This is a genomic window from Arenimonas terrae, assembly GCF_006265115.1.
Taxonomy (GTDB): Bacteria; Pseudomonadota; Gammaproteobacteria; order Xanthomonadales; family Xanthomonadaceae; genus Arenimonas; species Arenimonas terrae.
In genome coordinates, this window is record NZ_SMDR01000001.1 from 798,262 (window position 1) to 822,848 (window position 24,587).

22 protein-coding genes and 1 tRNA gene are annotated in these 24,587 nt (G+C 71.3%); 13 read left to right on the top strand and 10 right to left on the bottom strand.

The genetic code is table 11. The features are described 5' to 3' along the window. Positions 1–7: 7 nt before the first annotated feature. The 6 genes from E1B00_RS03820 to E1B00_RS03845 all read left to right on the top strand — a co-directional run bounded on the left by E1B00_RS03820 (position 8) and on the right by E1B00_RS03845 (position 5,068). Positions 8–84 (top strand) — tRNA-Arg (locus E1B00_RS03820). 43 nt (positions 85–127) lie between these two features. After that, entirely contained in the window at positions 128–1,660 is a 1,533-nt protein-coding gene (amaB, locus tag E1B00_RS03825) for an L-piperidine-6-carboxylate dehydrogenase (protein ID WP_139445870.1), read from the top strand. 117 nt (positions 1,661–1,777) lie between these two features. Continuing rightward, positions 1,778–2,047: a DUF4190 domain-containing protein gene (locus E1B00_RS03830; RefSeq protein ID WP_246048557.1), complete on the top strand. Its 270-nt coding sequence runs from the start codon at positions 1,778–1,780 to the stop codon at positions 2,045–2,047. 11 nt (positions 2,048–2,058) lie between these two features. Next, entirely contained in the window at positions 2,059–3,096 is a 1,038-nt protein-coding gene (locus E1B00_RS03835; protein WP_139445874.1) for a quinone-dependent dihydroorotate dehydrogenase, read from the top strand. Beyond that, entirely contained in the window at positions 3,093–4,139 is a 1,047-nt protein-coding gene (murB, locus tag E1B00_RS03840; RefSeq protein WP_246048460.1) for a UDP-N-acetylmuramate dehydrogenase, read from the top strand. Before E1B00_RS03835 ends, murB begins: the two co-directional genes overlap by 4 nt. A 56-nt stretch (positions 4,140–4,195) precedes the next feature. Further along, entirely contained in the window at positions 4,196–5,068 is an 873-nt protein-coding gene (locus tag E1B00_RS03845; RefSeq protein ID WP_139447682.1) for a DMT family transporter, read from the top strand. A gap of 12 nt (positions 5,069–5,080) precedes the next feature. Here E1B00_RS03845 and E1B00_RS03850 read toward each other — a convergent pair whose 3' ends face one another. Continuing rightward, positions 5,081–7,831: a serine/threonine-protein kinase gene (locus tag E1B00_RS03850; RefSeq protein WP_139445877.1), complete on the bottom strand. Its 2,751-nt coding sequence runs from the start codon at positions 7,829–7,831 to the stop codon at positions 5,081–5,083. 198 nt (positions 7,832–8,029) lie between these two features. On the opposite strand from E1B00_RS03850, the gene E1B00_RS03855 reads away from it, so the two are divergent. Continuing rightward, positions 8,030–8,926 carry a GGDEF domain-containing protein gene (locus tag E1B00_RS03855; protein ID WP_176693111.1) on the top strand — a complete coding sequence of 299 codons (897 nt, stop codon included), beginning with the start codon at positions 8,030–8,032 and terminating at the stop codon, positions 8,924–8,926. Here E1B00_RS03855 and E1B00_RS03860 read toward each other — a convergent pair. The 3 genes from E1B00_RS03860 to E1B00_RS03870 all read right to left on the bottom strand — a co-directional run bounded on the left by E1B00_RS03860 (position 8,923) and on the right by E1B00_RS03870 (position 12,514). Then, complete coding sequence (locus E1B00_RS03860) at positions 8,923–9,495, bottom strand: phosphatase PAP2 family protein (protein WP_139445880.1); 573 nt, start codon at positions 9,493–9,495, stop codon at positions 8,923–8,925. The genes E1B00_RS03855 and E1B00_RS03860 overlap by 4 nt on opposite strands. 143 nt (positions 9,496–9,638) lie before the next feature. Further along, entirely contained in the window at positions 9,639–10,874 is a 1,236-nt protein-coding gene (gene ispG, locus E1B00_RS03865) for a flavodoxin-dependent (E)-4-hydroxy-3-methylbut-2-enyl-diphosphate synthase (RefSeq protein ID WP_139445882.1), read from the bottom strand. Next, positions 10,871–12,514, bottom strand: coding sequence for a hypothetical protein (locus E1B00_RS03870; RefSeq protein WP_139445884.1), 1,644 nt, complete (start codon positions 12,512–12,514; stop codon positions 10,871–10,873). Before E1B00_RS03870 ends, ispG begins: the two co-directional genes overlap by 4 nt. A gap of 104 nt (positions 12,515–12,618) precedes the next feature. On the opposite strand from E1B00_RS03870, the gene xseA reads away from it, so the two are divergent. Continuing rightward, positions 12,619–13,968 (top strand): exodeoxyribonuclease VII large subunit, encoded by a 1,350-nt coding sequence (gene xseA / locus E1B00_RS03875; protein WP_139445886.1) that lies wholly within the window; start codon positions 12,619–12,621, stop codon positions 13,966–13,968. Here the strand turns inward: xseA and E1B00_RS03880 are convergent. Continuing rightward, complete coding sequence (locus E1B00_RS03880; RefSeq protein WP_139445888.1) at positions 13,965–15,422, bottom strand: diguanylate cyclase domain-containing protein; 1,458 nt, start codon at positions 15,420–15,422, stop codon at positions 13,965–13,967. The genes xseA and E1B00_RS03880 overlap by 4 nt on opposite strands. A 90-nt stretch (positions 15,423–15,512) precedes the next feature. Here E1B00_RS03880 and E1B00_RS03885 point away from each other — a divergent pair, with 90 nt between their 5' ends. The 5 genes from E1B00_RS03885 to E1B00_RS03905 all read left to right on the top strand — a co-directional run bounded on the left by E1B00_RS03885 (position 15,513) and on the right by E1B00_RS03905 (position 21,324). After that, positions 15,513–16,061: an RNA polymerase sigma factor gene (locus E1B00_RS03885; protein ID WP_139445890.1), complete on the top strand. Its 549-nt coding sequence runs from the start codon at positions 15,513–15,515 to the stop codon at positions 16,059–16,061. 65 nt (positions 16,062–16,126) lie between these two features. Further along, on the top strand, positions 16,127–17,905 hold the full coding sequence (locus E1B00_RS03890) for a vWA domain-containing protein (protein WP_139445892.1): 1,779 nt from the start codon (positions 16,127–16,129) through the stop codon (positions 17,903–17,905). Between the two features lie 7 nt (positions 17,906–17,912). Next, positions 17,913–18,968, top strand: coding sequence for a hypothetical protein (locus E1B00_RS03895; protein ID WP_139445894.1), 1,056 nt, complete (start codon positions 17,913–17,915; stop codon positions 18,966–18,968). Continuing rightward, the gene (locus E1B00_RS03900; RefSeq protein WP_139445896.1) at positions 18,968–19,570 is read left to right on the top strand and encodes an IMPACT family protein; all 603 of its coding nucleotides are present in this window, start codon (positions 18,968–18,970) and stop codon (positions 19,568–19,570) included. Before E1B00_RS03895 ends, E1B00_RS03900 begins: the two co-directional genes overlap by 1 nt. Further along, positions 19,567–21,324 (top strand): ABC transporter transmembrane domain-containing protein, encoded by a 1,758-nt coding sequence (locus E1B00_RS03905; protein WP_139445898.1) that lies wholly within the window; start codon positions 19,567–19,569, stop codon positions 21,322–21,324. The genes E1B00_RS03900 and E1B00_RS03905 overlap by 4 nt, the downstream gene beginning before the upstream one ends. A gap of 109 nt (positions 21,325–21,433) precedes the next feature. Here E1B00_RS03905 and E1B00_RS03910 read toward each other — a convergent pair whose 3' ends face one another. The 5 genes from E1B00_RS03910 to E1B00_RS03930 form a co-directional block, all read right to left on the bottom strand. Further along, entirely contained in the window at positions 21,434–21,637 is a 204-nt protein-coding gene (locus E1B00_RS03910) for a cold-shock protein (RefSeq protein ID WP_139445900.1), read from the bottom strand. Between the two features lie 98 nt (positions 21,638–21,735). Next, on the bottom strand, positions 21,736–22,479 hold the full coding sequence (locus E1B00_RS03915) for an S-methyl-5'-thioinosine phosphorylase (RefSeq protein WP_139445902.1): 744 nt from the start codon (positions 22,477–22,479) through the stop codon (positions 21,736–21,738). Between the two features lies 1 nt (position 22,480). Continuing rightward, a complete protein-coding gene (locus E1B00_RS03920) occupies positions 22,481–23,029 on the bottom strand; it encodes a hypoxanthine-guanine phosphoribosyltransferase (protein WP_425456467.1) in 549 nt (182 codons plus the stop codon). Next, positions 23,026–24,036 (bottom strand): beta-N-acetylhexosaminidase, encoded by a 1,011-nt coding sequence (gene nagZ / locus E1B00_RS03925; RefSeq protein ID WP_139445906.1) that lies wholly within the window; start codon positions 24,034–24,036, stop codon positions 23,026–23,028. The genes E1B00_RS03920 and nagZ overlap by 4 nt, the downstream gene beginning before the upstream one ends. Continuing rightward, positions 24,036–24,539: a CYTH domain-containing protein gene (locus tag E1B00_RS03930; protein ID WP_139447684.1), complete on the bottom strand. Its 504-nt coding sequence runs from the start codon at positions 24,537–24,539 to the stop codon at positions 24,036–24,038. The genes nagZ and E1B00_RS03930 overlap by 1 nt, the downstream gene beginning before the upstream one ends. Positions 24,540–24,587: the final 48 nt, after the last annotated feature.

Below are 24,587 nucleotides of genomic sequence, written 5' to 3' on the forward strand. Positions count from 1 at the left end.
CGGCCTTGGCCCCGTAGCTCAGCTGGATAGAGCGTCCCCCTCCTAAGGGGAAGGTCGTACGTTCGAATCGTATCGGGGCCGCCATTTCCGGCCGCCATCTTGGCCGCCTGTTCTTCTGGAGCCCGCAATGACCCATGCAGTCCTCACCGCCCTCGGCCTGACCGGCCAGGAATCCGGCACCTACCTCGGCCACGGCGAGTGGTCCAAGACCCGCGACGCCGGCGTCATCGAACCGGTCAATCCGAGCAACGGCGACGTGCTGGGCAAGGTCTACGCCTCCTCGCAGGCCGACTACGACCTGATCCTCGAGCGCGCCCAGGCCGCCTTCAGGGTCTGGCGCACCACGCCGGCGCCCAAGCGCGGCGAAGCCATCCGCCTGTGCGCCGACGCGCTGCGCAGGCACAAGGACGCCCTGGGTTCGCTGGTCGCGCTGGAGATGGGCAAGTCCAAGCCCGAAGGCGACGGCGAAGTGCAGGAGATGATCGACATCGGCGAGTTCGCCGTCGGCCTCTCGCGCCAGCTCTACGGCCTGACCATGCACTCCGAGCGCCCGGGCCACCGCATGTACGAGCAGTACCAGCCGCTGGGCATCGTCGGCATCATCTCGGCGTTCAACTTCCCGGTCGCGGTCTGGGCCTGGAACTCGTTCCTGGCCGGCGTCTGCGGCGACATCTGCATCTGGAAGCCCTCGCCCAAGACCCCGCTCTCGGCGATCGCGTCGATGAAGATCTGCAATGAAGCCCTGCAGGCCGGCGGTTTCCCGGACATCTTCTTCCTGTTCAACGACGCCGGCACCGAGCTGGCCTCGAGCTTCGTGGACGACAAGCGCATCCCGCTGATCAGCTTCACCGGCTCGACCAAGGTCGGGCGTTTGGTCGGCGAGCGCGTCGCGCGCCGCATGGGCCGTTCGCTGCTGGAACTCGGCGGCAACAACGCGATCATTGTTGATCCGTCTGCCGACCTGAAGCTGGCGATTCCGGCGATCGCGTTCGGCGCCGTCGGCACCGCCGGCCAGCGCTGCACCACCACCCGCCGCTGCTTCATCCACGAATCGATCTACGACGACGTGCTGGCCAAGCTGGTCGCGGCCTACAAGCAGGTCGAGAAGAAGATCGGCGACCCGACCGACCCGGCCAACCTGATGGGCCCGCTCAACAGCAGCGACGGCGTCGACGCCTACCTGGACGCGATCGCCAAGGCCAAGGCCTCCGGCGGCACCGTCGTCACCGGCGGCGCGCGCATCGACCGGCCGGGCAACTTCGTGCTGCCGGCGATCGTCACCGGCCTGAAGAACAGCGATCAAATCGTCCAGCACGAAACCTTCGCGCCGATCCTGTACGTGATGAAGTACAAGACCCTCGACGAGGCGATCGAAATGCAGAACGACGTGCCGCAGGGCCTGTCGTCGGCGATCTTCACCACCAACCTCAAGGCGGCCGAGGCCTTCCTGGCCGCTTCGGGTTCGGACTGCGGCATCGCCAACGTCAACATCGGCACCTCCGGCGCCGAGATCGGCGGCGCCTTCGGCGGCGAGAAGGAAACCGGCGGTGGCCGCGAGTCGGGCTCCGACGCCTGGAAGGTCTACATGCGCCGCCAGACCAACACCATCAACTACTCCGACGCGCTGCCGCTGGCCCAGGGCATCAAGTTCGACCTCTGAGGAAACACCATGGACCCGCAGAACCTGCCGCCGCCCGCTCCCGTTTCCGAACCGGCCCCGGCCCCGGCCCCCGCGCCGCCGGCCGCGCCCGCCAACCCGGGCCGCCCGACCAGCAACCTGGCGATCTTCAGCCTGGTCTCGGGCCTGCTCGGCTGGACCCTGCTGCCCTGGCTGGGCAGCCTGGCCGCGGTGGTGCTGGGCCACATGGCCCGCGCCGAGATCCGCCGCAGCAACGGCGGCCTCGACGGTGACGGCCTCGCCATCGCCGGTCTGGTGCTGGGCTGGGCGATGATCGTGATCAGCCTGCTGACCATCCTCGCGGTGGTGCTGTTCTTCGGCGGGCTGGCGGTGTTGCTGGGCTTCCTCGGCGTCAGCGGCAACCTCTGAGCCGGGGACCCATGTATTCACTCGCCCGTCCGTTCCTCTTCCACCTGGATGCCGAAAAAGCCCATGGACTGGGCCTGAAGGCGCTGGAAGCGGCCTACCGCAGCGGGCTCAACCCGCTGCTGGCGGGCCGGCCCAAGCCGCTGCTCACCAAGGTGCTGGGCCTGGAATTCCCGAACCCGGTCGGCTGCGCCGCCGGCCTGGACAAGAACGGCGAGCACGTGGATGCACTGCTGGCCCTGGGCTTCGGCTTCGTCGAGGTCGGTACCACCACGCCGCGCCCGCAGGAAGGCAATCCCAAGCCGCGCATGTTCCGGCTGCCCGAGCACAATGCGGTCATCAACCGCCTGGGCTTCAACAACCAGGGCGTGGACGCGCTGGTGCGCAATGTCGCCAGGGCCCGGCGCAGGCACGGCCTGCTCGGCATCAACATCGGCAAGAACAAGGACACGCCGAACGAAAACGCGGCGGACGACTATCTCTACTGCCTGGAGCGGGTTTATCCGCTGGCCGACTACATCACGGTCAACATCTCCTCGCCCAACACCGCCGGCCTGCGTGAACTGCAGGAGGAACAGGCGCTGCGCCAGCTGGTGAGCATCCTGCGCGAGGCGCAGGAAAAGCTCGGCGCGCAGCACGGCAAGCGGGTGCCGATGCTGGTGAAGGTCGCGCCCGACCTCTCCGACGACGACATCGACGCCTGCGCGCGTGTGCTTGGCGACCTGAAGGTCGACGGCGTCATCGCCACCAACACCACCACCGACCGCCTGACGATCGAGAACCACCGCCTCGCCCGCGAAGTCGGCGGCCTGTCGGGTGCGCCGCTGTACGGCAAGTCCACGGCGGTGCTTCGGCGCATGCGGGCGCGCCTGGACCCCGCGATTCCGATGGTCGGCGTAGGTGGCATCTCCAGCGGCGCCGACGCCGCCGGCAAGATCACCGCCGGCGCCCGCCTGGTGCAGTTCTACACCGGCATGGTCTACCGCGGCCCGGACCTGATCGACGAATGCGTGGGCGCGATCCGCCGCCTGCGCGAGGGTGTGCCGACGTGAGTGGCTACCAGCTGGCGGAGAACGTTTCCCTCGCCGGCCGCAACACCTTCCGGGTCGCCGCCCGGGCCGCGATGATGGCCGACGTGTCGCGGGCCGACGCGCTGGCCGAACTGTTCGAATTCGCCATGCTGCGCGAGGGCCCGGTGCTGGTGCTGGGCGAAGGCAGCAACCTGCTCTTCGCCGGCGATTTCCCCGGCGTGGCGATCTGCCTGACCATGGCCGGCGTGCGCATCGTCCAGGACGACGGCGACACCGCCCTGGTGCGGGCCGACGCCGGCATGAACTGGAACGACCTGGTCGGCTGGACCCTGGCGCGCGGGCTCTGCGGCCTGGAGAACATGGCCCTGATCCCGGGCACGGTAGGCGCGGCGCCGATCCAGAACATCGGCGCCTACGGCGTGGAGGTCGGCGAATTCATCGAGACGGTCGAGGCCTTTCAGCGCGACACCGGCCAGATCAAGCGCATCGCCGCGGCCGACTGCGCGTTCGCCTACCGCGACAGCGTGTTCAAGCGCGAGTCCGAACGCTGGGTGGTGACGGCGATCGAGCTGCGCCTGCCGCGCCGGCGCGAGCTCAGGCTCGACTATGCCGGCGTCAAGGAAGAGCTGGCGGCGATGGGCGTGGACACGCCGCGCGCCGTGCACGTGGCCGAAGCGATCAGCCGAATCCGCACCCGCAAGCTGCCCAACCCGGCGGTGCTCGGCAACGCCGGCAGCTTCTTCAAGAACCCGCTGGTGGCTGCCGCCACCGCCGACGCGCTCAAGGCCGCGCACCCGGCGCTGCCGGTGTTCCCTGCAGGCGAGGGCCAGCGCAAGCTCTCGGCCGGCTGGCTGATCGAAGCGGCGGGCTGGAAGGGTTTCCGCGAAGGTGATGCCGGCGTCGCGCCGCAGCATGCCCTGGTGCTGGTCAACCACGGCCAGGCCACGGGCGCGCAGCTGCTGGACCTGGCCCGGCGCATCGCCGCCTCCGTGCAGGAACGTTTCGGCGTGGCGCTGGAACCGGAGCCGCGCATCATCGGCGCGCGCTTCGACGGCGGCGCTTGAACGCCGCCACCACCGCCGAAAGACGCGCCGCCACCGTCCGCCGCGCGGTGGGCCTGATGACCGCCAGCACCGTGCTGTTCGGCTGCATGGCGGTCTGCATCCGGCTGGCCTCGGAGCAGCTGCACGCCTTCGAGATCGCCTTCTTCCGCAACTTCTTCGGCTTCGTCTTCATCCTGCCGATGCTGTTCCGGCACGGGCCGGGCATCCTGCGCACCAACAAGCTGCCGCTGTACCTGATGCGCTGCCTGATCGGCATCGTGTCCATGCTGGCCGGGTTCTGGGCGATCGTGCACTTGCCGCTGGCGCAGGCGATCGCGCTGTCGTATTCGACACCGCTGTTCGTCACCATCGGCGCCGTGCTGGTGCTGGGCGAGATCGTCCGGGCGCGGCGCTGGAGCGCGGTGCTGGTCGGCTTCCTCGGGGTGCTGGTGATCGTGCGACCCGGCAGCGACGCCTTCACCGCCGGCAGCCTGGTGGCGGTGCTGGCCGCGGTGGCCAGCGCCAGCGTCGCGATCAGCATCAAGTTCCTCTCGCGCACCGAACACCCCGATGCGATCGTGCTGTACACGACCATGCTGTGGGTGCCGATGTCCCTGGTGCCGGCGCTGTTCTTCTGGGAAACGCCGGTCGGCATCACCTGGCTGTGGATCGTGCTGGCCGGTTTCCTGGGCACCACCGCCCACATGTGCTGGACGCGCGCGCTGAAGCTGGGCGACGCCTCGATGCTGACGCCGATCAGCTTCCTGCAGATCCTGGTGGTGGCGGTGTTCGGCTGGTTCCTGTTCGACGAGGCGCTGGACCGCTGGACCGTGCTCGGCGCCGCGATCGTCTTCGGCTCCAACGTCTACATCGCGCGGCGCGAGTCGCAGCTCGCGCGCCAGGCCGTCACCGATCCCGAAATCAGCCCCGAAACGCCGTCGCCGCGCTGACCGCGCGGCGGATCAGCCCGGCTCGCCCAGGCGCTTGCGCTCCTCGGCCAGCACGTCGAAGGCCCCCTGCTCTTCCGGCGTGCGCTTGTCCTCGGGGATGGCCAGCAGCCACTGCACGTCGCTCGCCTCGATCTTCGCGGCCTCGTCCGCCTGCCCGTCGCGCCGCAGCGCGACCGCCAGCGCCCAGCCGACGCGTGCATTGGGCGGCTCGTCGGCTTCGCGCTCGCGCTCGGAGTCCGCGCGCAGCGCGCGCAGCTGGGTGATCGCATCGGCATGACGGCCGAGGCGGATCCAGGTCAGCGACTGGATCATGTTGGCCGTATGCACCTGCGGATGTTTTTCCCCTAGCAGTTCGATCGCCAGCGGTCGCGCGCGCTCCAGCTGCGCCTGCACCTCGTCCGCGCCGCGGCCGGCCCGATGCAGCGTGGCGGCATGGTTGACCTCGAGGAACACGGTGTCGGGATGGCGCGGTCCGAGGATGCGGCGGCGCGCCTCCAGCAGCTCGGCCTCCATGGCCAGGGATTCGTCGAACCGGTGCCGGTGCGCCAGCAGCGAGGCCAGGTTCAACTTCGAGCGCAGCGTGGTGGTGGCATCTGGGCCGAGCAGGCGCTGGCGCGCCTCCAGCACCGATCGCATCAGCGCTTCGGCCTCGTCGTACTGGCGAAGGTCCAGCAGCATGTTCGCCAGGTTGCCGCGCTCGGCGAGCGTGGCCGGATGCTCCGCCCCGAGCTTGCGTGCGCTGATCTCCGCGCGCTGGCGCTGCAGGACCACCGCCTCCTCCGGGTCGCCGTCCATCGCGCGCATCACCGCCAGGCGCCCCATCGTGTTGAGCGTGGTCTCGTCCTCGGGGCCCAGCGCCGCCAGCCGCTGCTTGTAAAGCGCCTCGAAGATCGCCCGGGCCTCCTCGATGTCGCCCATGCGGCCCATGCTCAGGCCCAGGTCGTCCTGAAGCACCAGCAGCTTCGGATCATCGGCGGCCCGGCGCGCTTTCTCGCGGTCGTAAAGCGCCTGCTGCATGGCGCGGGCCCTCGGCCGGTCGCCGAGAGTGAACACCAGGCCGGCCTGCTGCCGCTCGGCGTCGAGCCTGACGTCATCGTGGCCCGCCCCGCCGCCGGCGTGCATCAGCGTCTTTTCGACCAGGGCCAGGGCATCCTGCGGCTTGCCGGCCTGCGCCATCGCCTCGCTCTGCAGATTGCGCGCGGCCAGGGTGTCCGGATCGGCGTCGCCGCGGGTGTTGGCCAAGTAATCGGCGACCTGCGCGAACAGCGGCTCGGCCTCGGCCGGCAGGCCCAGCGCCATCTGCACCTGGGCGACCGACTGGCGCAGGTTCGCGGCGAGCGCGGGCTGGTCGGCGAAATCGCGGTCTATGGCGCGCTGGGCGCCGGCCAGGATGTCCCGGTTGACCAGGCCACGGGCGAGGTCGGGCGGGCTGGCGCTGGCCAGCGCCTGCTCGAGCAGGGGCAGCTTGTCCGGCGCCGACTTCTCCAGCTGCGCACGCAGGCCGTTCGACAGGCCCACGCCCATGGCCTCGATGTCGATGCCCTCGAGCATGGACTGCTGGAAGGCCGCCACGCGCTCGAGCTCGGCGCTGCGGGTTTCGGCGATCTCGCGCTGCAGGTTGGCCTGGCGCAGGCCGTACAGCGACAGGCCCAGGCCGGCCAGCACGGCCAGCGCCACCGCGACGCCGGCGGCGAAACCCACCCGGTGGCGGCGCAGGTACTTGCCCAGCGAGTAGCGGCGGCTGCGCGGCACGGCGTCCAGCGGGCGGTCGTCGAGGAAACGGCGCAGGTCTTCGGCCAATGCGGCGGCGGAGTCGTAGCGCTGGGCACGGTCGCGGCGCATGGCCTTGAGCACGACCCAGTCCAGCTCGCTGCGCAGCAGCCGGCGCAGGCGCGGCCGGCTGAGGCCGAGCTGGTTGGCGCGGGCGTCGACATTGCCCGGCGCCAGGGTCTCGATCTGCTCCGAGGGCGGGCGCAGCGTGGTGCTGGCGGTGTGGGCGGCGCGATCGGTGTCGACGCCGACGCCCGGCCGGCGGCCGGCCAGCAGTTCGTAGAGCAGCACGCCCAGCGAATAGACGTCGCTGCGCGTGTCCACTTCGGCGCCGGGCTCCAGGCCGGCCTGCTCCGGACTCATGTAGTCGGGCGTGCCGGCACGTTCGAGTTCGCCCAGGTGTTCGCCTGCCGCCAGCGAGCGGCTGGCCGCGGTGGCGATGCCGAAGTCGATGATCTTGGGCAGCGGCCGGCCGTCCACTTCCGCCACCAGGATGTTGCCGGGCTTGAGGTCGCGGTGGATCACGCCCTTCTGGTGCGCGTGCTGCACGCCCTCGCAGACCCGGATGAACAGCTCGAGCCGCTCGCGCAGCGGCAGCCGCCGGCTTTCGCAGAAGCTGGTGAGCGCGCTGCCCTCGATGAACTCCATCACGAAGAAGGGATAACCCTCGGGCGTCGCGCCGGCATCGAAGACCTGGGCGATGGCCGGATGTTTCATCTGCGCCAGCAGCTGGCGCTCGACCTCGAAATAGGCCAGGTGGCGGGCGTCGAGGCGGCGCACGTTGAGCAGCTTCAGGGCGACGGTGCGGTGCACCGGCTCGAGCTGTTCGGCCCGGTAGACTTCGCCCATGCCGCCGCGGCCGAGCAGGCTGTCGACGCGGTAGCGGCCCAGCCGGGCGCCGGGCGGAAGGCTGCCCTCGCTGGCGGCGGGCAGGCCGGATCGGGTCGGCAGGCCCTCGGTCGGCGCCAGGTCTTCGTGTTCGTGTGCGGTCATGGCATTTCCCGGGTTCCCGCCGGCATTAACGGCGACGGCGGGTGGCAGCGGCCGCGGCCGGCAGGCCAGGCATGAGCGTAGCCGGCCCGCTCAGTCAAGATGATGGCCCGCCCCTGCCGGGCCGTCGACGTCCGCCCGGCGTCGCGCCCCGTCCCGGGGCTTGGGCTACACTCGTCCGGCGACTTCCGCCCCCAGCAGATGAGCACGAGCGACGCCGATCCGATCACCACCCAGCTGACCCTGCTAAGCGGCGGACCCCGCCGCAGCGGGCCGCGTTCGGCATGCGTGGTGGTCATCCACGGCGAAGGCCTGGGCAAGCGCGCCGACATCGAGGAAGCGCCGGTGACCGTCGGCCGCTCGCAGGAAGCCGACCTGCACATCCCGCACAAGTCGGTGTCGCGCCAGCACTGCGAGATCCGCCGCGAGGGCGACGCCTACCGGCTGCGCGACCTGGGCGCGACCAACCGCACCCGCGTCAACGACCTGCCGGTCACCGAAACCCTGCTCGCCGACGGCGACCACATCACCCTGGGCGAGACCATCCTCAAGTTCATCAGCCACGCCAGCGTCGAGGCGCGCTACCACGAGGAGGTCTACCAGCTCGCCACCCACGACGCGCTGACCGAGATCTACAACCGCCGGCACTTCGTCGAGCTGGTGGACAAGGAGATCGCGCGGGCGCTGCGCCACGGCCGGCCGCTGGTGATGTGCATCATCGACGTGGACCTGTTCAAGCCGGTGAACGACCAGTTCGGCCACATCGCCGGCGACGGCGTGCTGCGGCAGATGGCCGGCCTGGTGCGCGCCTTCGTACGCGGCGAGGACATCGCCGCGCGCATCGGCGGCGAGGAGTTCGCGGTGCTGCTGCCCGAATCCGACCTCGAGGCGGCGCACGCCTTCGCCGAACGACTGCGCGAGGCGGTTGCCGCGACGCCCTTCGAGCTGGGCGGCGAATCGCGTCACCTGACCATCAGCATCGGCATCGCCGGCCTGGCCGATAACCGGCGCGAACGCAGCGCCCTGATGCAGGCCGCCGACGCCGCGCTCTACCGGGCCAAGGACGAAGGCCGCAACCGCGTCTGCGTCGAACCCTAGTCCGCGCGCGGCGGGTCCATGGCCGCGGCCGGGTCGCGGTGGCTGGGCCGAACGATCAGGTAGACCGCGCAGACCCAGGCCACGGCCGCCGTCCAGCCGGCCAGGATGTCCGACGGGAAATGCACGCCCAGGTAAATCCGCGACGCGCCGACCCAGGCCACGAAGGCCACGCCCGCCAGCAGCACCCGCCAGCGCCAGGCGCCGTGCCAGCACAGCAGCACCAGGGCCGCGGCCAGCGTGGCCGAACCCATCGCGTGGCCGCTGGGGAAGCTGAAGGTGTGTTCGGGCGCGATCGACAGCCACAGGTCGGGCCGCTCGCGCTGGAACACCGCCTTGGCCAGCAGGTTCAGAAGGGCCGACCCGCCGGTGGCGATGGCGAAGAAGATCGCGCGCCGCACATGGCCGAAGGCGAGCAGGCCGGCGAACACGATCACGTCGAGCGGAATCACGCCCCAGGCGTAACCGAGCTCGCTGGCCAGCACCATTGCCCGGTCCAGCGCCGGCGAGGCCCACTGCTGCGCGAGGCGCAGCAGCGGTTCGTCGAAGCCGAAGGCCTCCGCCTCGCGCACCTCTTCGGCCAGCTCGGCGAACAGCGCCAGCGGCAGCGCGATGCCGGCGAAGGCGAGCAGCAGCCGGCGCCAGCGCCGGGCCAGGAACTCCCGGACCGCCTCGAGCAGGCGCGGTCCGTGCGCCAGCAGGCGCGCGACGTGGCTCAGGGTTCCGCCCGGGCGTAGCGGCGGGCGACGTAGTCGTCGATCACGCCGACGAATTCGTCGGCGATGTTCTCGCCGCGCAGGGTCATCGCTTTTTCGCCGTCGATGAAGACCGGGGCCGAGGGCGCTTCGCCGGTGCCGGGCAGCGAGATGCCGATGTCGGCATGGCGCGACTCGCCCGGACCGTTGACCACGCAGCCCATCACCGCCAGCGACAGGTTCTCGACGCCTGGGTACTTGAGCTTCCATACCGGCATCTGGCCGCGCACGTGTTCCTGCACTTTCTGCGCCAATACCTGGAAGAACTCGCTGGTGGTGCGGCCGCAGCCCGGGCAGGCGGTGACCAGCGGCGCGAACGCGCGCAGGCCCATGGTCTGCAGCAGTTCCTGCGCCACCTGCACCTCCAGCGTACGCGCCGCGCCGGGTTCGGGAGTGAGCGAGATGCGGATGGTGTCGCCGATGCCTTCCTGCATCAGCACCGCCAGCGCGGCGCTGGAGGCGACGATGCCCTTGCTGCCCATGCCGGCCTCGGTCAGGCCCAGATGCAGCGGGAAATCCGAGCGCAGGGCCAGGTCGCGGTAGACGGCGATCAGTTCCTGCACGCCGCTGACCTTGGCCGAGAGCACGATGCGTTCGCGCGGCAGGCCGATTTCGACGGCGCGTTCGGCCGATTCCAGCGCCGACACCACCAGGGCCTCGCGCAGCACGCGCGCAGCATCCCAGGGTTCGGCACGGGCGGCGTTTTCGTCCATCAGGCGGGCGGCCAGGGCCTGGTCCAGCGAACCCCAGTTGACGCCGATGCGCACCGGCTTGCCGTACCTGATCGCCATCTCGACGATGGCCGCGAACTGGGTGTCGCGCTTCTTGCCGAAGCCGACATTGCCCGGGTTGATGCGGTATTTGGCCAGCGCCTCGGCGCAGGCCGGTTCGGCCGCCAGCAGGCGGTCACCGTTGTAGTGGAAGTCGCCGACGATCGGCACCGGGACCGACATCATGTCGAGCTTCTCGCGGATGCGCGGCACCGCGGCGGCGGATTCGGGATTGTTCACCGTCACGCGCACCAGCTCGGAGCCGGCGCGCCAGAGTTCGGCGACCTGTTTGACGGTGGCATTCACGTCGGCGGTGTCGGTGTTGGTCATGGACTGCACCACCACCGGCGCGCCGCCGCCGATGCGCACCTTGTCCACCATCACCGCGCGGGTGGCGCGGCGCGGGTTTGCCGCCGCCTCGCTCATGCCGCGGCTCCGGCCGGCGCGCGTTCGCCGACGATGACGTAGTCGCCGGCGTTGAGGATGACCTCGATATCGGGCAGCAGGTCCGGCCCGCGCGCGCCCATCTCGGGCAGCTGGCCATCGGCGTCGTGGATCACCTCGACCCGACTGCCGGATTCGATCGCGGCGTTGGAGACGAAACAGCGGCCGCCGCCGCTTTCCAGCGGGAATATCTCGACCGCGCGGCTGACCTGGCGGCTGCCGCCGTCGGCGCTGACCACGCGCAGCGCGACCGGGCTGGCGCGCCGCGCCAGCAGTTCGACGCCCGCCGACAGGCCGCCGTTGTCCTCGTAACGCAGCCAGCGCATCACGCCCACCATCCAGTCCTGCTCCTCGGCATCTTCGCCAAAACTCAGTCCGACCAGTTCGCCGACGCGGGCGCGCACCTGCTCGGCGTTTTCCCAGGTCATTCGGTAACCGCCCAGGCTCTGGTCGAGAACCCGGCCGGTGTAGCGCGTCACCTTGGCCATGCCCAGGCCGCCCTGGGTCCAGGCGGCGCCGGCGATCACGTGCACGGAACCCTGCGCCGACTGGCGCATGAAGGTGTCGAAGTCGCGCTGGCCGGCCAGGAAATAATGCAGACCGCTCAGGCCCAGCACCGTGTCCAGGCTGTGGCCGGCAGGCAGCCGCACCAGGCCGCGCGCGGCCATCTGGCCGAAGGCGCGGCGCAGGCGCAGCAGCAGGTCGTTGCCCACGCGCACGCCGGGTCCGATGCCCGGCATCAGCTCGGACTGGCCTTCGCGCACGCGGCCCAGCGCGCGCTCGACGTCGTCGGCGAAGGCGCGCAGGTCCAGCCACAGCGAATGCGACTCGTCGCCCGCGCCCGGACCCGGGCCTCGATCGGCGTCCTCCGGCACCACCGGCGCCAGTCCGTCCGGGGCGCGGTCGCTCAGGCCGCAGCGACCGGCGAAACCGCGTGCGATCGGCCACAGCGTGTCCTGCTCGCCCTGGCCGAAGGCATAGGGGTTGATCGCGGCCATCAGCAGCGTCTGCACGTAGAGCGTGTTGATGTCGATGTTGCCGCCGGCCGCGCGGTCATCGACCGGCTTGCGGTCGAGCTTGATCGACGCGGCGAACCGGTGCACCCGGTGCAAGCCGCGCCAGGCGCCCTCGCCGGGCGCGCGGTACACGCGCCAGGCCAGCGCCAGCGCGCGCGAGTAGTGCCAGGCCGAACGCTGCAGCGCCTGCAGCACGCCGGCGCCGCGCAGGAAGGGCACCGCGCCGGCCGGCGCGCAGAGCTCGGCGGCGGCCTTGCGGTAGCCGTGCGCGAGCAGCAGGTGGAAGGTCTCGGCCACCGCGGCGGCACGCGCCTTGTCCGGCGGCAGCGGCAATGGATTGGCGGTGAACTGGCGCTCCAGCAGCGCCACCGCCTCGAGCACGGCGGCGCGCAGTTCCTCGAGCGCGCCCAGGCGCTGGCTGCCGTCGAGCCGCTGCGCCAGCAGGCTGTCGAGCGCGCGGGCGAGCTCCTGTTCGGTCGCCTGGGTGTTGGCGCGCGGCAAGGCCGCGACCCAGGCCTTGACCTTGCGCGGTTCGGCGATGAAGTTGCCGGGCGCGCCGCTGCCGCGGGGCAGGTCGTCGCAGAGGCGTCGGTAGCTATCGCTCATCGGAAGTCCTCATGGCTGCGACAGTTTAGACCGGGCGGCGGCAATCCCCTACCCCGTCCCCGAACGGCGCGCGGTATCCTGTCAGGCCGTCCCCGGCCCGCCCCATGTCCTCACTCGCCCGCGAACGCCAGGTCCTGCGCCCGTCCCAGCTCAATGCGCTGGCGCGCGACCTGCTCGAGGGCAGCTTCCCCCAGGTCTGGGTCGAGGGCGAGATCAGCAACTTCTCCCGGCCGGCCTCGGGCCACGCCTATTTCACCCTCAAGGACGACCGGGCCCAGGTCCGCTGCGCCCTGTTCAAGCCCAAGGCGCAGGCGCTGCGCTTCCTGCCGCGCGACGGCCTGCAGGTGCTGGCCCGTGGTCGGCTGACCCTGTACGAGGCCCGCGGCGACTACCAGCTGGTGCTCGAACACCTCGAGGAGGCCGGCGAAGGCGCGCTGCGCCGGGCCTTCGAGCAGCTCAAGCAGAAGCTCGCCGCCGAAGGCCTGTTCGACACCGGCCGCAAGCGCCCCCTGCCCGCCTTCCCGCGCCGGCTCGGCGTGATCACCTCGCCCCGGGGCGCCGCCGTGCGCGACGTGCTGAGCGTGCTGGGCCGGCGCTTCCCGCTGCTGCCGGTGGACGTGCTGCCGGTGCCGGTGCAGGGCGACGGCGCCGCCGCCCAGATCCTGGACATGCTGCGCCGCGCCGGCGCCAGCGGTCGCTACGACGTGCTGCTGCTCACCCGCGGCGGCGGTTCGCTGGAGGACCTCTGGGCCTTCAACGATGAAGCCCTGACGCGCGGCATCGCCGCCTCGCCGGTGCCGGTGGTGTCGGCGGTCGGCCACGAGGTCGACACCAGCCTGGCCGACTTCGCCGCCGACCTGCGCGCCGCCACGCCCTCGGCGGCGGCCGAACTGCTGGTGCCCGAGCGCGGCGAGCTGCTGGCCCGGCTTCGCCAGCGCCACGGCCAGCTACAGGCCCTGCACGCGCGGATGACCGCCGCGCGCGCCCAGCGTGCCGACCAGGCCTTCCTGAAACTCCAGGCCCTGCGCCCGCAGCTGCGGCTCGAACGCGGCCGCGGCCGCCTGATGGCGCTGCGCCGCCGGCTGGACCTGGCCCGACAGCTGCCGCAGGCCCAGCGCGCCGAGCGCCTGGCGCGGCTGCTGCGCCGCCTCGACCAGGCCCATCCGCGCCGCCGCCTGCAGGACCATGCCCATCGCCTGGCCCTGCTCGGCCAGCGCCTGGGCCAGGCCCCGGACCAGCTGCTGCGACAGCGGCGGCTGCAGCTGCAGGGGCTGGCGCGTGCCCTGGCCAGCATCAGTCCGCTGTCCACCCTCGCCCGCGGCTACGCCATCCTGCAGGCGCCGGACGGCAGCGTGCTGCGTCGGTCCGCCGACGCCCGCCCCGGCGACACGCTGTCGGCCCGATTGGCCGAGGGGCAACTGCGGCTACGCGTCGAACCGGATCGCGAGGGCTAGTCGCCGGCCGGCAGCACTGCGCCCAGCCGCACCGGGCTGGCGAACTCCACGCCGTGGGCGCGGCCATGTTTGGCGCGGTACATGGCCTCGTCGGCCTTGCGCAGCAGCACCTCGGCCTGGTCGCCGTCCTCCGGGAACCGGGCGATGCCGATGCTGGCCCCGACCACCACCCAATGGCCTTCGATCGGCACCGGCCGGTTGATCGCCGCCTGCACGCGCAGTGCCACCGCGCGCAGCCAGGCCTCGTCCGCGCCCGGGTCGGTGGGCACCAGCACCAGGAATTCGTCGCCGCCCATGCGCGCGACCACATCGCCGGGCCGCACCGATTCGCTCAGGCGCCGGCCGATCACCGCCAGCAGCAGGTCGCCGGCGGCATGTCCGTAGGTGTCGTTGACCGGCTTGAAGCCGTCGAGGTCGAAGGACAGCAGCGCGAAGCCGCCGATGCCGCGGCGACCGCGCGCGATCATGCGCGCCAGCTGCTGCAGCGCCCAGCGCCGGTTCGGCAGGTTGGTCAGCGAGTCCATGCCGGCCAGGCGGCGGATGCGCTGGCGGTCGTGCAGGATGCGCGCCGTCGCCAGGCCCGCCAGCAGGCTCAGGCTCAGCCGCAGCAGGAAACCCGGCGTCTGCCAGGCCGGCCGGGCGTGCCAGCCGTCGATCGGCTCGGCGGAAATCAGCCAGCTTCCGCCCGGCAGCAGCACCGGCGTCTTGACCGCGCTCGCGCGGTCCGACGGGGGCTCGCCGCGGACCATGTCTCCGCCCGGGCCGGAGGCATCGCGGCCGACAATGCCGATGCGCAGGTCGCGCTCGAGCTTGCGGATGCCGGCACTGCGCATCAGCGTTTCGTAGTCCAGGGCCACGCTGACAGCGCCCCACAGCCGCGGCACGCCGTCGCGGTTGACCCACAGCGGCACCCGGACCGCCAGCGCGCTGCCGCCCTGCACGCGCTCGAAGGGCCCGGCCAGCACCGGCGCGTCGTCGCTGATCGCGCGCAGCACGGCCTGCTTCTGGATCGGATCCTGGAGCAGGTTCAGCCCGAGCGCGGCCTGGTTGCCCTCGCGCGGGTAGATGCTGCGGATGACGAAGCCGGGGGCCAGCGACAGGTTGAGGATGTTCTCCTGGTCGCGCAGCAGTTCCTGCGCCACGGTTTCGAACTGCGCTTCGGAAATGCCTTCCTGCACGACCACGTTCACGCCCAGTCCGCGCGCCATGGCGACGCTCGCGTAGATCTCGGTTTCCAGACGCGCCCGGAAATTCGACAGGTCTTCCTGGATGGCGGACCGGCGGTCGCTGAGCTCACGCTGGCGCTCGAGTTCGGCCGAGTTGAGGCTGAAGTAGAGCCCGAGCAGGAACACACCGATGCCCACCGCGAGGTGCCAGCCCGGGCGCAGCCAGCCGGCACGGGGGCGGACGGAGTGGGTGCCGGCGGATTCCTGCGGTGGCTGGCTGTCGGCCATGCGGGGCAATCTACACCCGCCGCGCCCGGCCTGGCTGAGCGGCAGCCCGCCGGCTTCACCGGCGTTGGGAAAGCCCGTAGGCTTCCGGGCATGCAGGCGGAGCCGACCGACGAAGAACTGATGCTGGCCTACGGGGCCGGCGACGTCGCCGCATTCCAGACCCTGTACTCCCGGCACCGCGGTCCGCTGTTCCGGCACCTGGCCCGGCAGCTGCGGGATGCGGCCCTGGCCGAAGAGTTTTTCCAGGACGTCTGGCAGCGGGTGATCACCGCCCGCGAGCGCTACCGTCCGGACGCGAAGTTTGGCACCTGGCTCTACCAGATCGCCCACAACCGCGTCACCGACCATTGGCGCGGCAAGCAGCACCGGCCCGACGCCCCGGGCGACGCCGACGAACTGGCCGCGCGCGTGCCCGACCCGCAGACGCCCGAGCGCCAGCTGTCGGCCTTCGAAGAGCGCCGCCGGCTGCAGCTGGCGCTGGAGGAACTGCCCGAGGACCAGCGCGAGGTGGTGCTGCTGCGGCTGGAGCAGGAACTGAGCCTGGAAGAGATCGGGGAAATCACCGGCGTGGGCCGCGAGACGGTGAAATCCCGCCTGCGCTACGCCATGGACAAACTGCGTGCGAGGTTGCGGCCATGAGGCTTCAACCCCGTTTCCGGCGACCGGACGTTGACAGTGGCACCACCCAGGCCAGGAGCCTCGCCATGCGTCCGTTGCTGATCAGCTGTCTCGCCCTTGCCGTCGCCGCCGGCTGCGCCAAGAAGACCGAAACCAAGGAAGAGGCCGACCAGGCCGCCAGCACCCTCGATTCCATCGAGGTCACTGGCAGCCGCATCGGCGACCAGACCGCTGCCGGCGCGCCGGCCACGGCCCGCGCCGAAGCCGAAGCCGCGGCGTCCGCCATGGCTCGCGATCGCCACGTGCGCGCCGCCGCCAAGGCCCAGCGCGCGCAGGAGACGCTCGCCTACGCGCCGCCGCCCGCGCCGCCCCCGGCGCCGGTCGCGCATTACGCAATGCCGCAGCCGGTGATGGCGCCGCCGGAGGCCAACACCGAAAACTACGAGGCCTTCGACGACAACGGCATCGTCCGCAGCGCCGAGAACGCGGTGTCCACCTTCTCCATCGACGTCGACACCGGCAGCTACAGCAACGTCCGCCGCATGCTGGCCCAGGGCCAGCTGCCACCCAAGGACGCGGTACGGGTCGAGGAGATGATCAACTACTTCGACTACGGTTATGCCGGCCCCGCCGACCGCAGCCAGCCGTTCGCCGTCAGCACCGAACTCGCGCCCGCGCCCTGGGACCGCAAGCGCCTGCTGATGCACGTCGGCATTCAGGGTTATGCCGTGCCCGTCAGCCAGATCCCGGCCTCGAACCTGGTGCTGCTGATCGACACCTCGGGCTCGATGTCCGACCCGAACAAGCTGCCCCTGCTCAAGGAAGCCTTCCGCCAGATGGTGCCGCAGCTGCGTGCGCAGGACCGCGTGTCCATCGTCGTCTACGCCGGCAGCGCCGGACTGGTGCTGCCGCCGACGCCCGGCGACCGCCACGGCGAGATCCTGGACGCCCTGGGCCGGCTCGAGGCCGGCGGTTCGACCAACGGCGGCGAAGGCATCGAGCTGGCCTACGCGATGGCGAAACAGGGCTTCATCGATGGCGGCGTGAACCGCGTGGTGCTGGCCACCGACGGCGACTTCAACGTCGGCATCTACGACCCGCGCGCGCTGGAAACCCGCGTCGAACAGGCCCGCGAATCCGGCATCGCCCTGACCACGCTCGGTTTCGGCCAGGGCAACTACAACGACGCGATGGCCGAGAAGCTGGCCGACGTCGGCAACGGCAACCACGCCTACATCGACAACCTGATGGAAGCGCGCAAGGTGCTGGTCGAGGAGATGAGCTCGACCCTGCTGACCATCGCCAGCGACGTGAAGATCCAGGTCGAGTTCAACCCGGCCCAGGTCGCCGAGTACCGCCTGATCGGTTACGAAAACCGCGCCCTGGCCCGCGAGGATTTCAACAACGACCAGGTCGATGCCGGCGAGATCGGCGCCGGCCACGACGTGACCGCGATCTACGAACTGTGCCTGGTCGGCATGGGCTGCGAGTCCAGCGATCCGCTGCGCTATTCGGCGCCGAAGGTGGCCCCGGCCACCGCCCAGGAGCTGGCCTTCCTGAAGCTGCGCTACAAGCTGCCGGGCAATGACCGCAGCGTGCTGATGGAACGACCGGTGACGCGTCGCGACGTGAAGCCGGAGGCCAGCGAGAACCTGCGCTTCGCCGCGGCAGTGGCGGCTTATGCCGACCTGCTGCGGGGCGGCCAGAACATGGACGGTTTCAGCTGGGACCAGATCGAAACCCTGGCCCGCGGCGCCCGCGGGAACGATCCCTGGGGTTACCGGTCTGAATTCTTGCAACTGCTGGCCCAGGCGCGCAGCCTGAGCGCCGCGCGCGACCCGGCGGTCGCGATCAGCACGGAGTGACGATGTCGTGACCCAGCCGCAGGACCCGCGCCAAAGCCCGCTCCAGGACGACGAGATCGCCCTGGCCCGGGTGCTGCGCGCCCTGCCGGCCGGGGAACCGTCGGCAAAAGTGGATGCCGCGATCCTCGCGGCCGCCACCGACGCGGTGAACGGCGCGGCCACACCGGCCGCGCCGGCTTCGCCGCGGCGCGCGGTGAAGACCACGCGCTGGCTGCTGCCTGGCTGGGCGATCGGCACCGCCGCGGCCGCGGTGCTGGCGGTCGGCGTCGGCATGCAGCTGCGACCACCGCTCGCACCCGAACCGCAGGCCGCATCGGCCGAACGCGCCAGCGAAGCGCCCGCTGCCCGCGACGAGGTCAGCGTCGAACTGGTGGATCCGCAGGAGCGCAAGGTGCTGCCCACCGCGCCGCCGCCGGATCCGGTGCCGGACGCCTACGAGCGCCCGGGTCGCGCCCCGCCGCCTCCTCCTCCGCCTCCGCCGCCCCCGGTGGCGCAGTCCGCGCCCGCGCCGGTGGCGGAAGCCGCCGAAGCCGTTCCGATGCCGGCTGCCGCCGAACCGGCGCCGGCCCCCGAAGCAGATGCCGCCACCCTGGATTCGATCGAGGTCACGGGGTCACGCGTGCGCACGCCGGCCGAATCGGGCGACCACGCGCGCCGCGCGCACCAGGCGGCCTACGCCACCCGCGCCCAGCGCGAGGCGGCGGCGAAGTCGGAAGCGCAGGCCGACCGCGCCTTCGCCGAAGCCCAGGCCCGCGAGGAATCGCTGCGCGAACGCCAGGCCGAGGCCCGGTCGGAAGCCGCGCTCGCGGCCCCTGCCGCGCCCGTGGTGGCGGCTCCCGCGCCGCCGTCGGTGTCCGATGCCGGCGCCGGCGCCCGCGACGACGCCGCGGCCGCGCTGCCACCCGTCGCCGACGACAGGCTGCTGGCCCCGCGCGAGTGGCTCGAACGCATCCGCGAACGCCTGCGCCAGGGCGACCGCGCCGGCGCCCGCGCCAGCCTGCTGTTGTTCGTGCAGGCCCATCCCGACGCCCCGGTCCCGACCGACCTCGACCGGCTGCGCTGATGGCGGCGCAGACCCTGGCCGGGCCGGCCGAATTCGCGCTGGAAGCGAAGAAGAGCCGCTTCCTGGCCAAGGCCATCGCCGTGGAATCGCCGGAAGCCGCGCTCGCCTGGCTGCAGCAGGCCGGCGATCCGCAGGCCACGCACAACTGCTGGGCCTATCGCATCGGCGGCGCCTACCGCTTCAACGACGATGGCGAACCCGGCGGCAGCGCCGGCCGGCCGATCCTGGCGGCGATCGACGGCCAGGGCCTGGACCAGGTCGTGGTGCTGGTGATCCGCTGGTACGGCGGCACCAACCTGGGCGTGGGCGGCCTGGTGCGGGCCTATGGCGGGGCGGCGGCGGAGTGCCTGCGCACGGCGGCACGGCAGCCGCTGGTCGAATGGTGCGAGGTGGAGCTGGTTTGCGAGTTCGCGCTTTCAGGGGCGGTCCATGGCCTGATCGAGGGGTTCTCGGCCTTGAAGTTGGCCGAGTCCTTCGATGAACACGGCCTGCGCTTGTCTTTGCGCCTGCCCGCCTCCAGCTATGAGGCCCTGGCCCTGCGGCTGCGCGACCTCAGCCGCGGCGCCGCCCGCCTCACCCGTTCCGAGACCAACCCCGCATGAGCGACGCCGCCCCCGCCCCGCGCCCGCCGATGAACACGCTGCGCGGCGTGCTGCCCTTCCTGCGGCCGCACCGCTCGCTGTTGGCCCTGTGGCTGGGTTCGCTGGCGCTGTCGTCGTCGGCGACGCTGCTGCTGCCGGTGACGGTGAAGTACGTGATCGACCAGGGCTTCGTGGCCGGCAGCCCGATCAACCAGTGGTTCATGCTGCTGTTCGGCGTGGCGGTGATGCTGGGCTTGGCAACCGCCGCGCGCTTCTACTTCGTGTCCCTGCTGGGCGAACGGGTGGTCGCCGACCTGCGGCGCACGCTTTACGGCCACCTGCTGTCGCTGGACCAGGCCTTCTTCGAAAAGACCCGCACCGGCGAGCTGCTGTCGCGACTGTCGGCCGACACCGAGCTGGTCCGCAGCGTGGTCGGCTCGAGCATGTCGGTGGCGCTGCGCAGCGGCATCACCGTGATCGGCAGCGCAGTGATGCTGGCAGTGACCAGTCCGCGCCTGGCGCTGCTGGCCCTGGTCGGCATCCCGCTGGCGGTGCTGCCGATGGTGCTGTCGGGCCGCAAGGTGCGCGGCGTCGCCAAGGACAGCCAGGACCGCGTCGCCGACGCCAACGCCCGCGCCGGCGAGACCCTGGGGGCGATGCACACCGTGCAGAGCTACGCCCGCGAGGACTACGAGCGCCAGCGGTTCGGCGACGCCGTGCAGACCGCGCTGGGCACCGCCCGCAAGCGCATCCGGCTGCAGGCATTGCTGACGGCCATCGTCATCGTGCTGGTCTTCGGCTCGATCACCGCGGTGCTGTGGATCGGCGCGCACGACGTGATCGCCGGCTCGATGACGCCCGGCACCCTCGGCCAGTTCGTGCTGTACGCGCTGCTCGGCGCCGGTTCGGTCGGCGCGCTGAGCGAAGTCTGGGCCGAGGTGCAGCGCGCCTCCGGCGGCATGGCCCGCATCAACGAGCTGCTGCAGGAACGTTCCGTGCTGGCGCTGCCTGCGACGCCGGCGGTGCTGCCGGACCCGGTGCAGGGGCGCATCGCGCTCGAAGGCGTGCGTTTCCACTACCCGACCCGGCCCGATCGCGCCGCCCTCGAGGATTTCAGCCTCAGCGTTTCGCCGGGCGAAACCGTCGCCCTGGTCGGCCCTTCGGGCGCCGGCAAGAGCACGGTGTTCCAGCTGCTGCTGCGTTTCCACGACCCGGACGCGGGCCGGATCACGCTGGACGGCGTGGACCTGCGCGAGGTTGACCCCGCCGCGCTGCGCCGCCAGGTCGCCCTGGTGCCGCAGGACCCGGTGATCTTCGGCGCCAGCGCCCGCGAAAACATCCGCTACGGCCGCCTCGAGGCCGATGCCGCCCAGATCGAAGCCGCTGCCCGCAGCGCCGAGGCGCACGATTTCCTCACCGCCCTGCCCCAGGGTTACGACAGCGAACTGGGCGAACGCGGGGCTCGGCTTTCCGGCGGCCAGCAGCAGCGCCTGGCGATCGCCCGCGCGCTGTTGAAGGACGCGCCGATCCTGCTGCTGGACGAAGCCACCAGCGCGCTCGACGCCCAGAGCGAGCGTGCGGTTCAGCAGGCGCTGGAGCGGCTGATGCAGGGCCGCACCACCCTGGTCATCGCCCACCGCCTGGCCACCGTGCTCAAGGCCGACCGCATCGTGGTGATGGACCACGGCCGCATCGTCGCCCAGGGCACGCATGCCGAACTGCTGGCGCAGGGCGGCCTGTACGCCGAACTCGCGCGCCTGCAGTTCGATCATTGACCCACGGCAGGAACCCGGAAGAACCGGCGCTCCGGCGCCGGGCGCCGGAGCGCCCACAAAAAAAGCCCCGCGTCCGCGGGGCTTTTCCCTGGCGCGATGATGGATGACCTCAGGCCGGCGCGACGTTCGCCGCCTGCGAGCCCTTCGGGCCCTGGACCACTTCGAAGCTCACCCGCTGGCCTTCCTGCAAGGACCGGAAGCCTTTGGATGCGATGGCCGAATAATGGACGAACACGTCCGCACTGCCGTCCTCGGGCGCGATGAAACCAAAGCCCTTGGCGTCGTTGAACCACTTCACGGTGCCGAAACTCATGAACTAGATCCTCGAATGCTGTTGGTCGAGCGTGCCCTCCGAACCTTCCCCGGTCGCGTGCACGGGCCGAGTATGAACAAGGAGAAAACGCTTGACAATCACCCCAATAGCGCGTCGAAAAGTCCGGGCAGGCCGGCGCTCGCCGCCTCCACGTGGGCCAGCACTTCGGCCAGGGTGATCTCCTCGTCGGTGCTGCAGCCGGCCGCCCAGTTGGCGACGACGGCCAGGCAGGCGTAGTCCAGGCCCAGCTCGCGGGCCAGGCCGGCCTCGGGCATGCCGGTCATGCCGACCAGGTCGCAGCCGTCGCGGCGCATCCGTGCGATCTCGGCCTTCGTCTCCAGGCGCGGGCCCTGGGTAGCGCCGTAACAGCCGCCGTCCACGATCGCCGTGCCGGATTTCGCCGCGGCGGCCAGCACGGCGCGCCGCAGCGACGGCGTGTACGGATCGCCGAAATCCACGTGCAGCACCTCGCCGCCCTCGCCGTCCCAGAAACTGGACGTGCGGCCCCAGGTGTAGTCGATCAGCTGGTCGGGCAGCGCGAGCACGCGCGGACCGAACCGTTCGGTGATGCCGCCGACCGTATTGATCGCCAGCACCTTGCTCGCGCCGAGGTCCTTCAGGCGCCAGAGGTTGGCGCGGTAGTTCACCCGGTGCGGCGGCAGCGAATGGCCTTCGCCGTGGCGGGCCAGGAAGGCCACGCGCCGCCCGGCGATGCGGCCGACGCGGATCGGGCCCGACGGCGCGCCGTAAGGCGTGTCGCCGGTGACGGCTTCGGCATCCTGCAGCGAGGCCAGCCTGTACAGGCCGGTGCCGCCGATCACGGCCAGGTCGAGGGCCGCCATCTCAGGCTCCGAGCGCGTAGAGCGCGGGCAGGTTGCGGCCCTGTTCGTGGTAGTCCATGCCGTAGCCGTAGACGTAGCGGTCGGGCACTTCCAGCGCGATGTGGTCGGCGTCGATGCCCTCGACGCGGCGGTCATGGTTCTTCACCGCCAGCACGGCGATGCGCACGTCGGCCGCGCCTTCGTCCTCGCACCAGTGCTTGACCGCCTTGAGGGTGTGGCCTTCGTCCAGGATGTCGTCGGCCAGCAGCACGCGCCGGCCGCGCAGCGGCGTCGCCGGCCGGTGCAGCCAGGCCAGGCCGGAGCCGGTGGTGGCGCCGCGGTAACGCGTTGCGTGCAGGTAGTCGAACTCGAGGTCGGTGGCCATCTCCATAGCCAGCTGCGCGGCGAACGGCAGGCCGCCATGCATGATGGTCAGGTAGACCGGGCGCGGCCCGCCGGCGTATTCGGCGTCGATGTCGGCGGCGATGCGGCGGATCTGCGCTTCGATGTGGCTGCGGTCGAACAGCAGCTCCGAATTCTTCAGCGCATCGGCGAGCTTGTTCTGCATCAGGCCGCTCCCAGGGAATCGCCGGACAGGTCGGTCCGGGCGCCATCGTAGCGCGCATCGGCCAGCAGGCCGGTCCAGCTGGCGGCGCCGCGGCCCATCAGGGCCGAAAGCGTCGCGGCATCGGGCGCCGGGCGCGAATCCATGGCCGTGAGCGAATCGGCCACCAGCGCCGGCGCGCAGACCAGGACCACGTCGCAGCCGGCGTCCAGGTGCGCATCGATGCGCGCCTTGATGCCGCCGGCCGATTCCGCCGCCGCCATGCCGATGTCGTCGGAGAAGACCACGCCGCGGAAACCCATCTCCCGGCGCAGGATGTCGCGGATCCAGCGCGGCGCGTAACCGGCGGGTTCCGGCGCGACGGCGGGGTACTTCACGTGCGCCATCATCACCGCCTCGGCGCCGGCGTCGATGCCGGCGACGAAGGGCACCAGGTCCTCGGCGCGCAGAGCGTCCAGCGAGCGCGGATCCACGGCGTCGTCGAAATGGGTGTCTTCCAGCACCGAGCCATGGCCCGGGAAATGTTTCAGCGTCGCGGCCATGCCGGCCTCGTGCATGCCGGCGACGTAGGCGCGGGTGAACTCGGCGACGATCGCCGGTTCGGCGTGGAAGGCGCGGTCGCCGATCGCGCGGTTGCCGCGGCCCAGGTCCACCACCGGCGCGAAGCTCAGGTCCACGCCGGTGGCGCGGATCTCGCTGGCCATCAGCCAGGCGTGTTCGCGGGCAAGGTGCAGGGCGGCATCGCGGTCGCGCCCGAACAGGCGCCCGAAGTCCTCGAGGCGCGGCAGTGCGTAGTAACCGTCGCGGAAGCGCTGGACGCGGCCGCCTTCCTGGTCCACGCACAGCAGCTGCGGCCGCGGCGCGGCGTCGCGGATGGCCTGCGACAGTTCGGCCACCTGGGCGCGCGAGGCGAAGTTGCGGCTGAACAGGATCACGCCGCCCACCGCGGGGTGCTGCAGCCAGTCGCGCTCTTCGGCGCTCAGCTCATGGCCACCGATTCCGATCACCAGCATCAGGCTTGCTCCACCGCGCTCCAGCGCGAGTACGGGCGCTCGGCGAGCGCCAGGTTGTAGAAACGTTGTTCTTCGGTCACTTCGCGACCCAGCCAGTCCGGGCGCGCGTAGGCGGCGTCGGCCGACTCGAGCTCCAGTTCGGCGACGATGAGTCCGGCGTTCTCGCCGGCGAATTCATCAACTTCGAAGGTGCGGCCGGCGTGTTCGACGTAGTGGCGCACTTTGTCGATCCGGCCGCCGACGCACAGTCTGAGCAGGGCCTCGGCATCGGCCACCGGGATCTCGTAGTCGAATTCCTGGCGGGTGGTGCCCAGTTCGCGGGACTTGAGGTTGAGGAAGGCCTGGTCGCCGGCGATGCGTACGCGCACGGAGGCGTTCTGGCGTCCGTCGCGCATCGCCGCCATGTCGTTGATGTAACCCTGGGCCATGCGCACGGACTTCACGACCTGGCCGCGCCAGCCCTCGCCCACCACCCTGAATTTCCGCTCGATCTCGATGCCCATCACGCCCTGCCCGCTTTCGTGCCCCATTGTAATCGCCCTTTCCCGCTT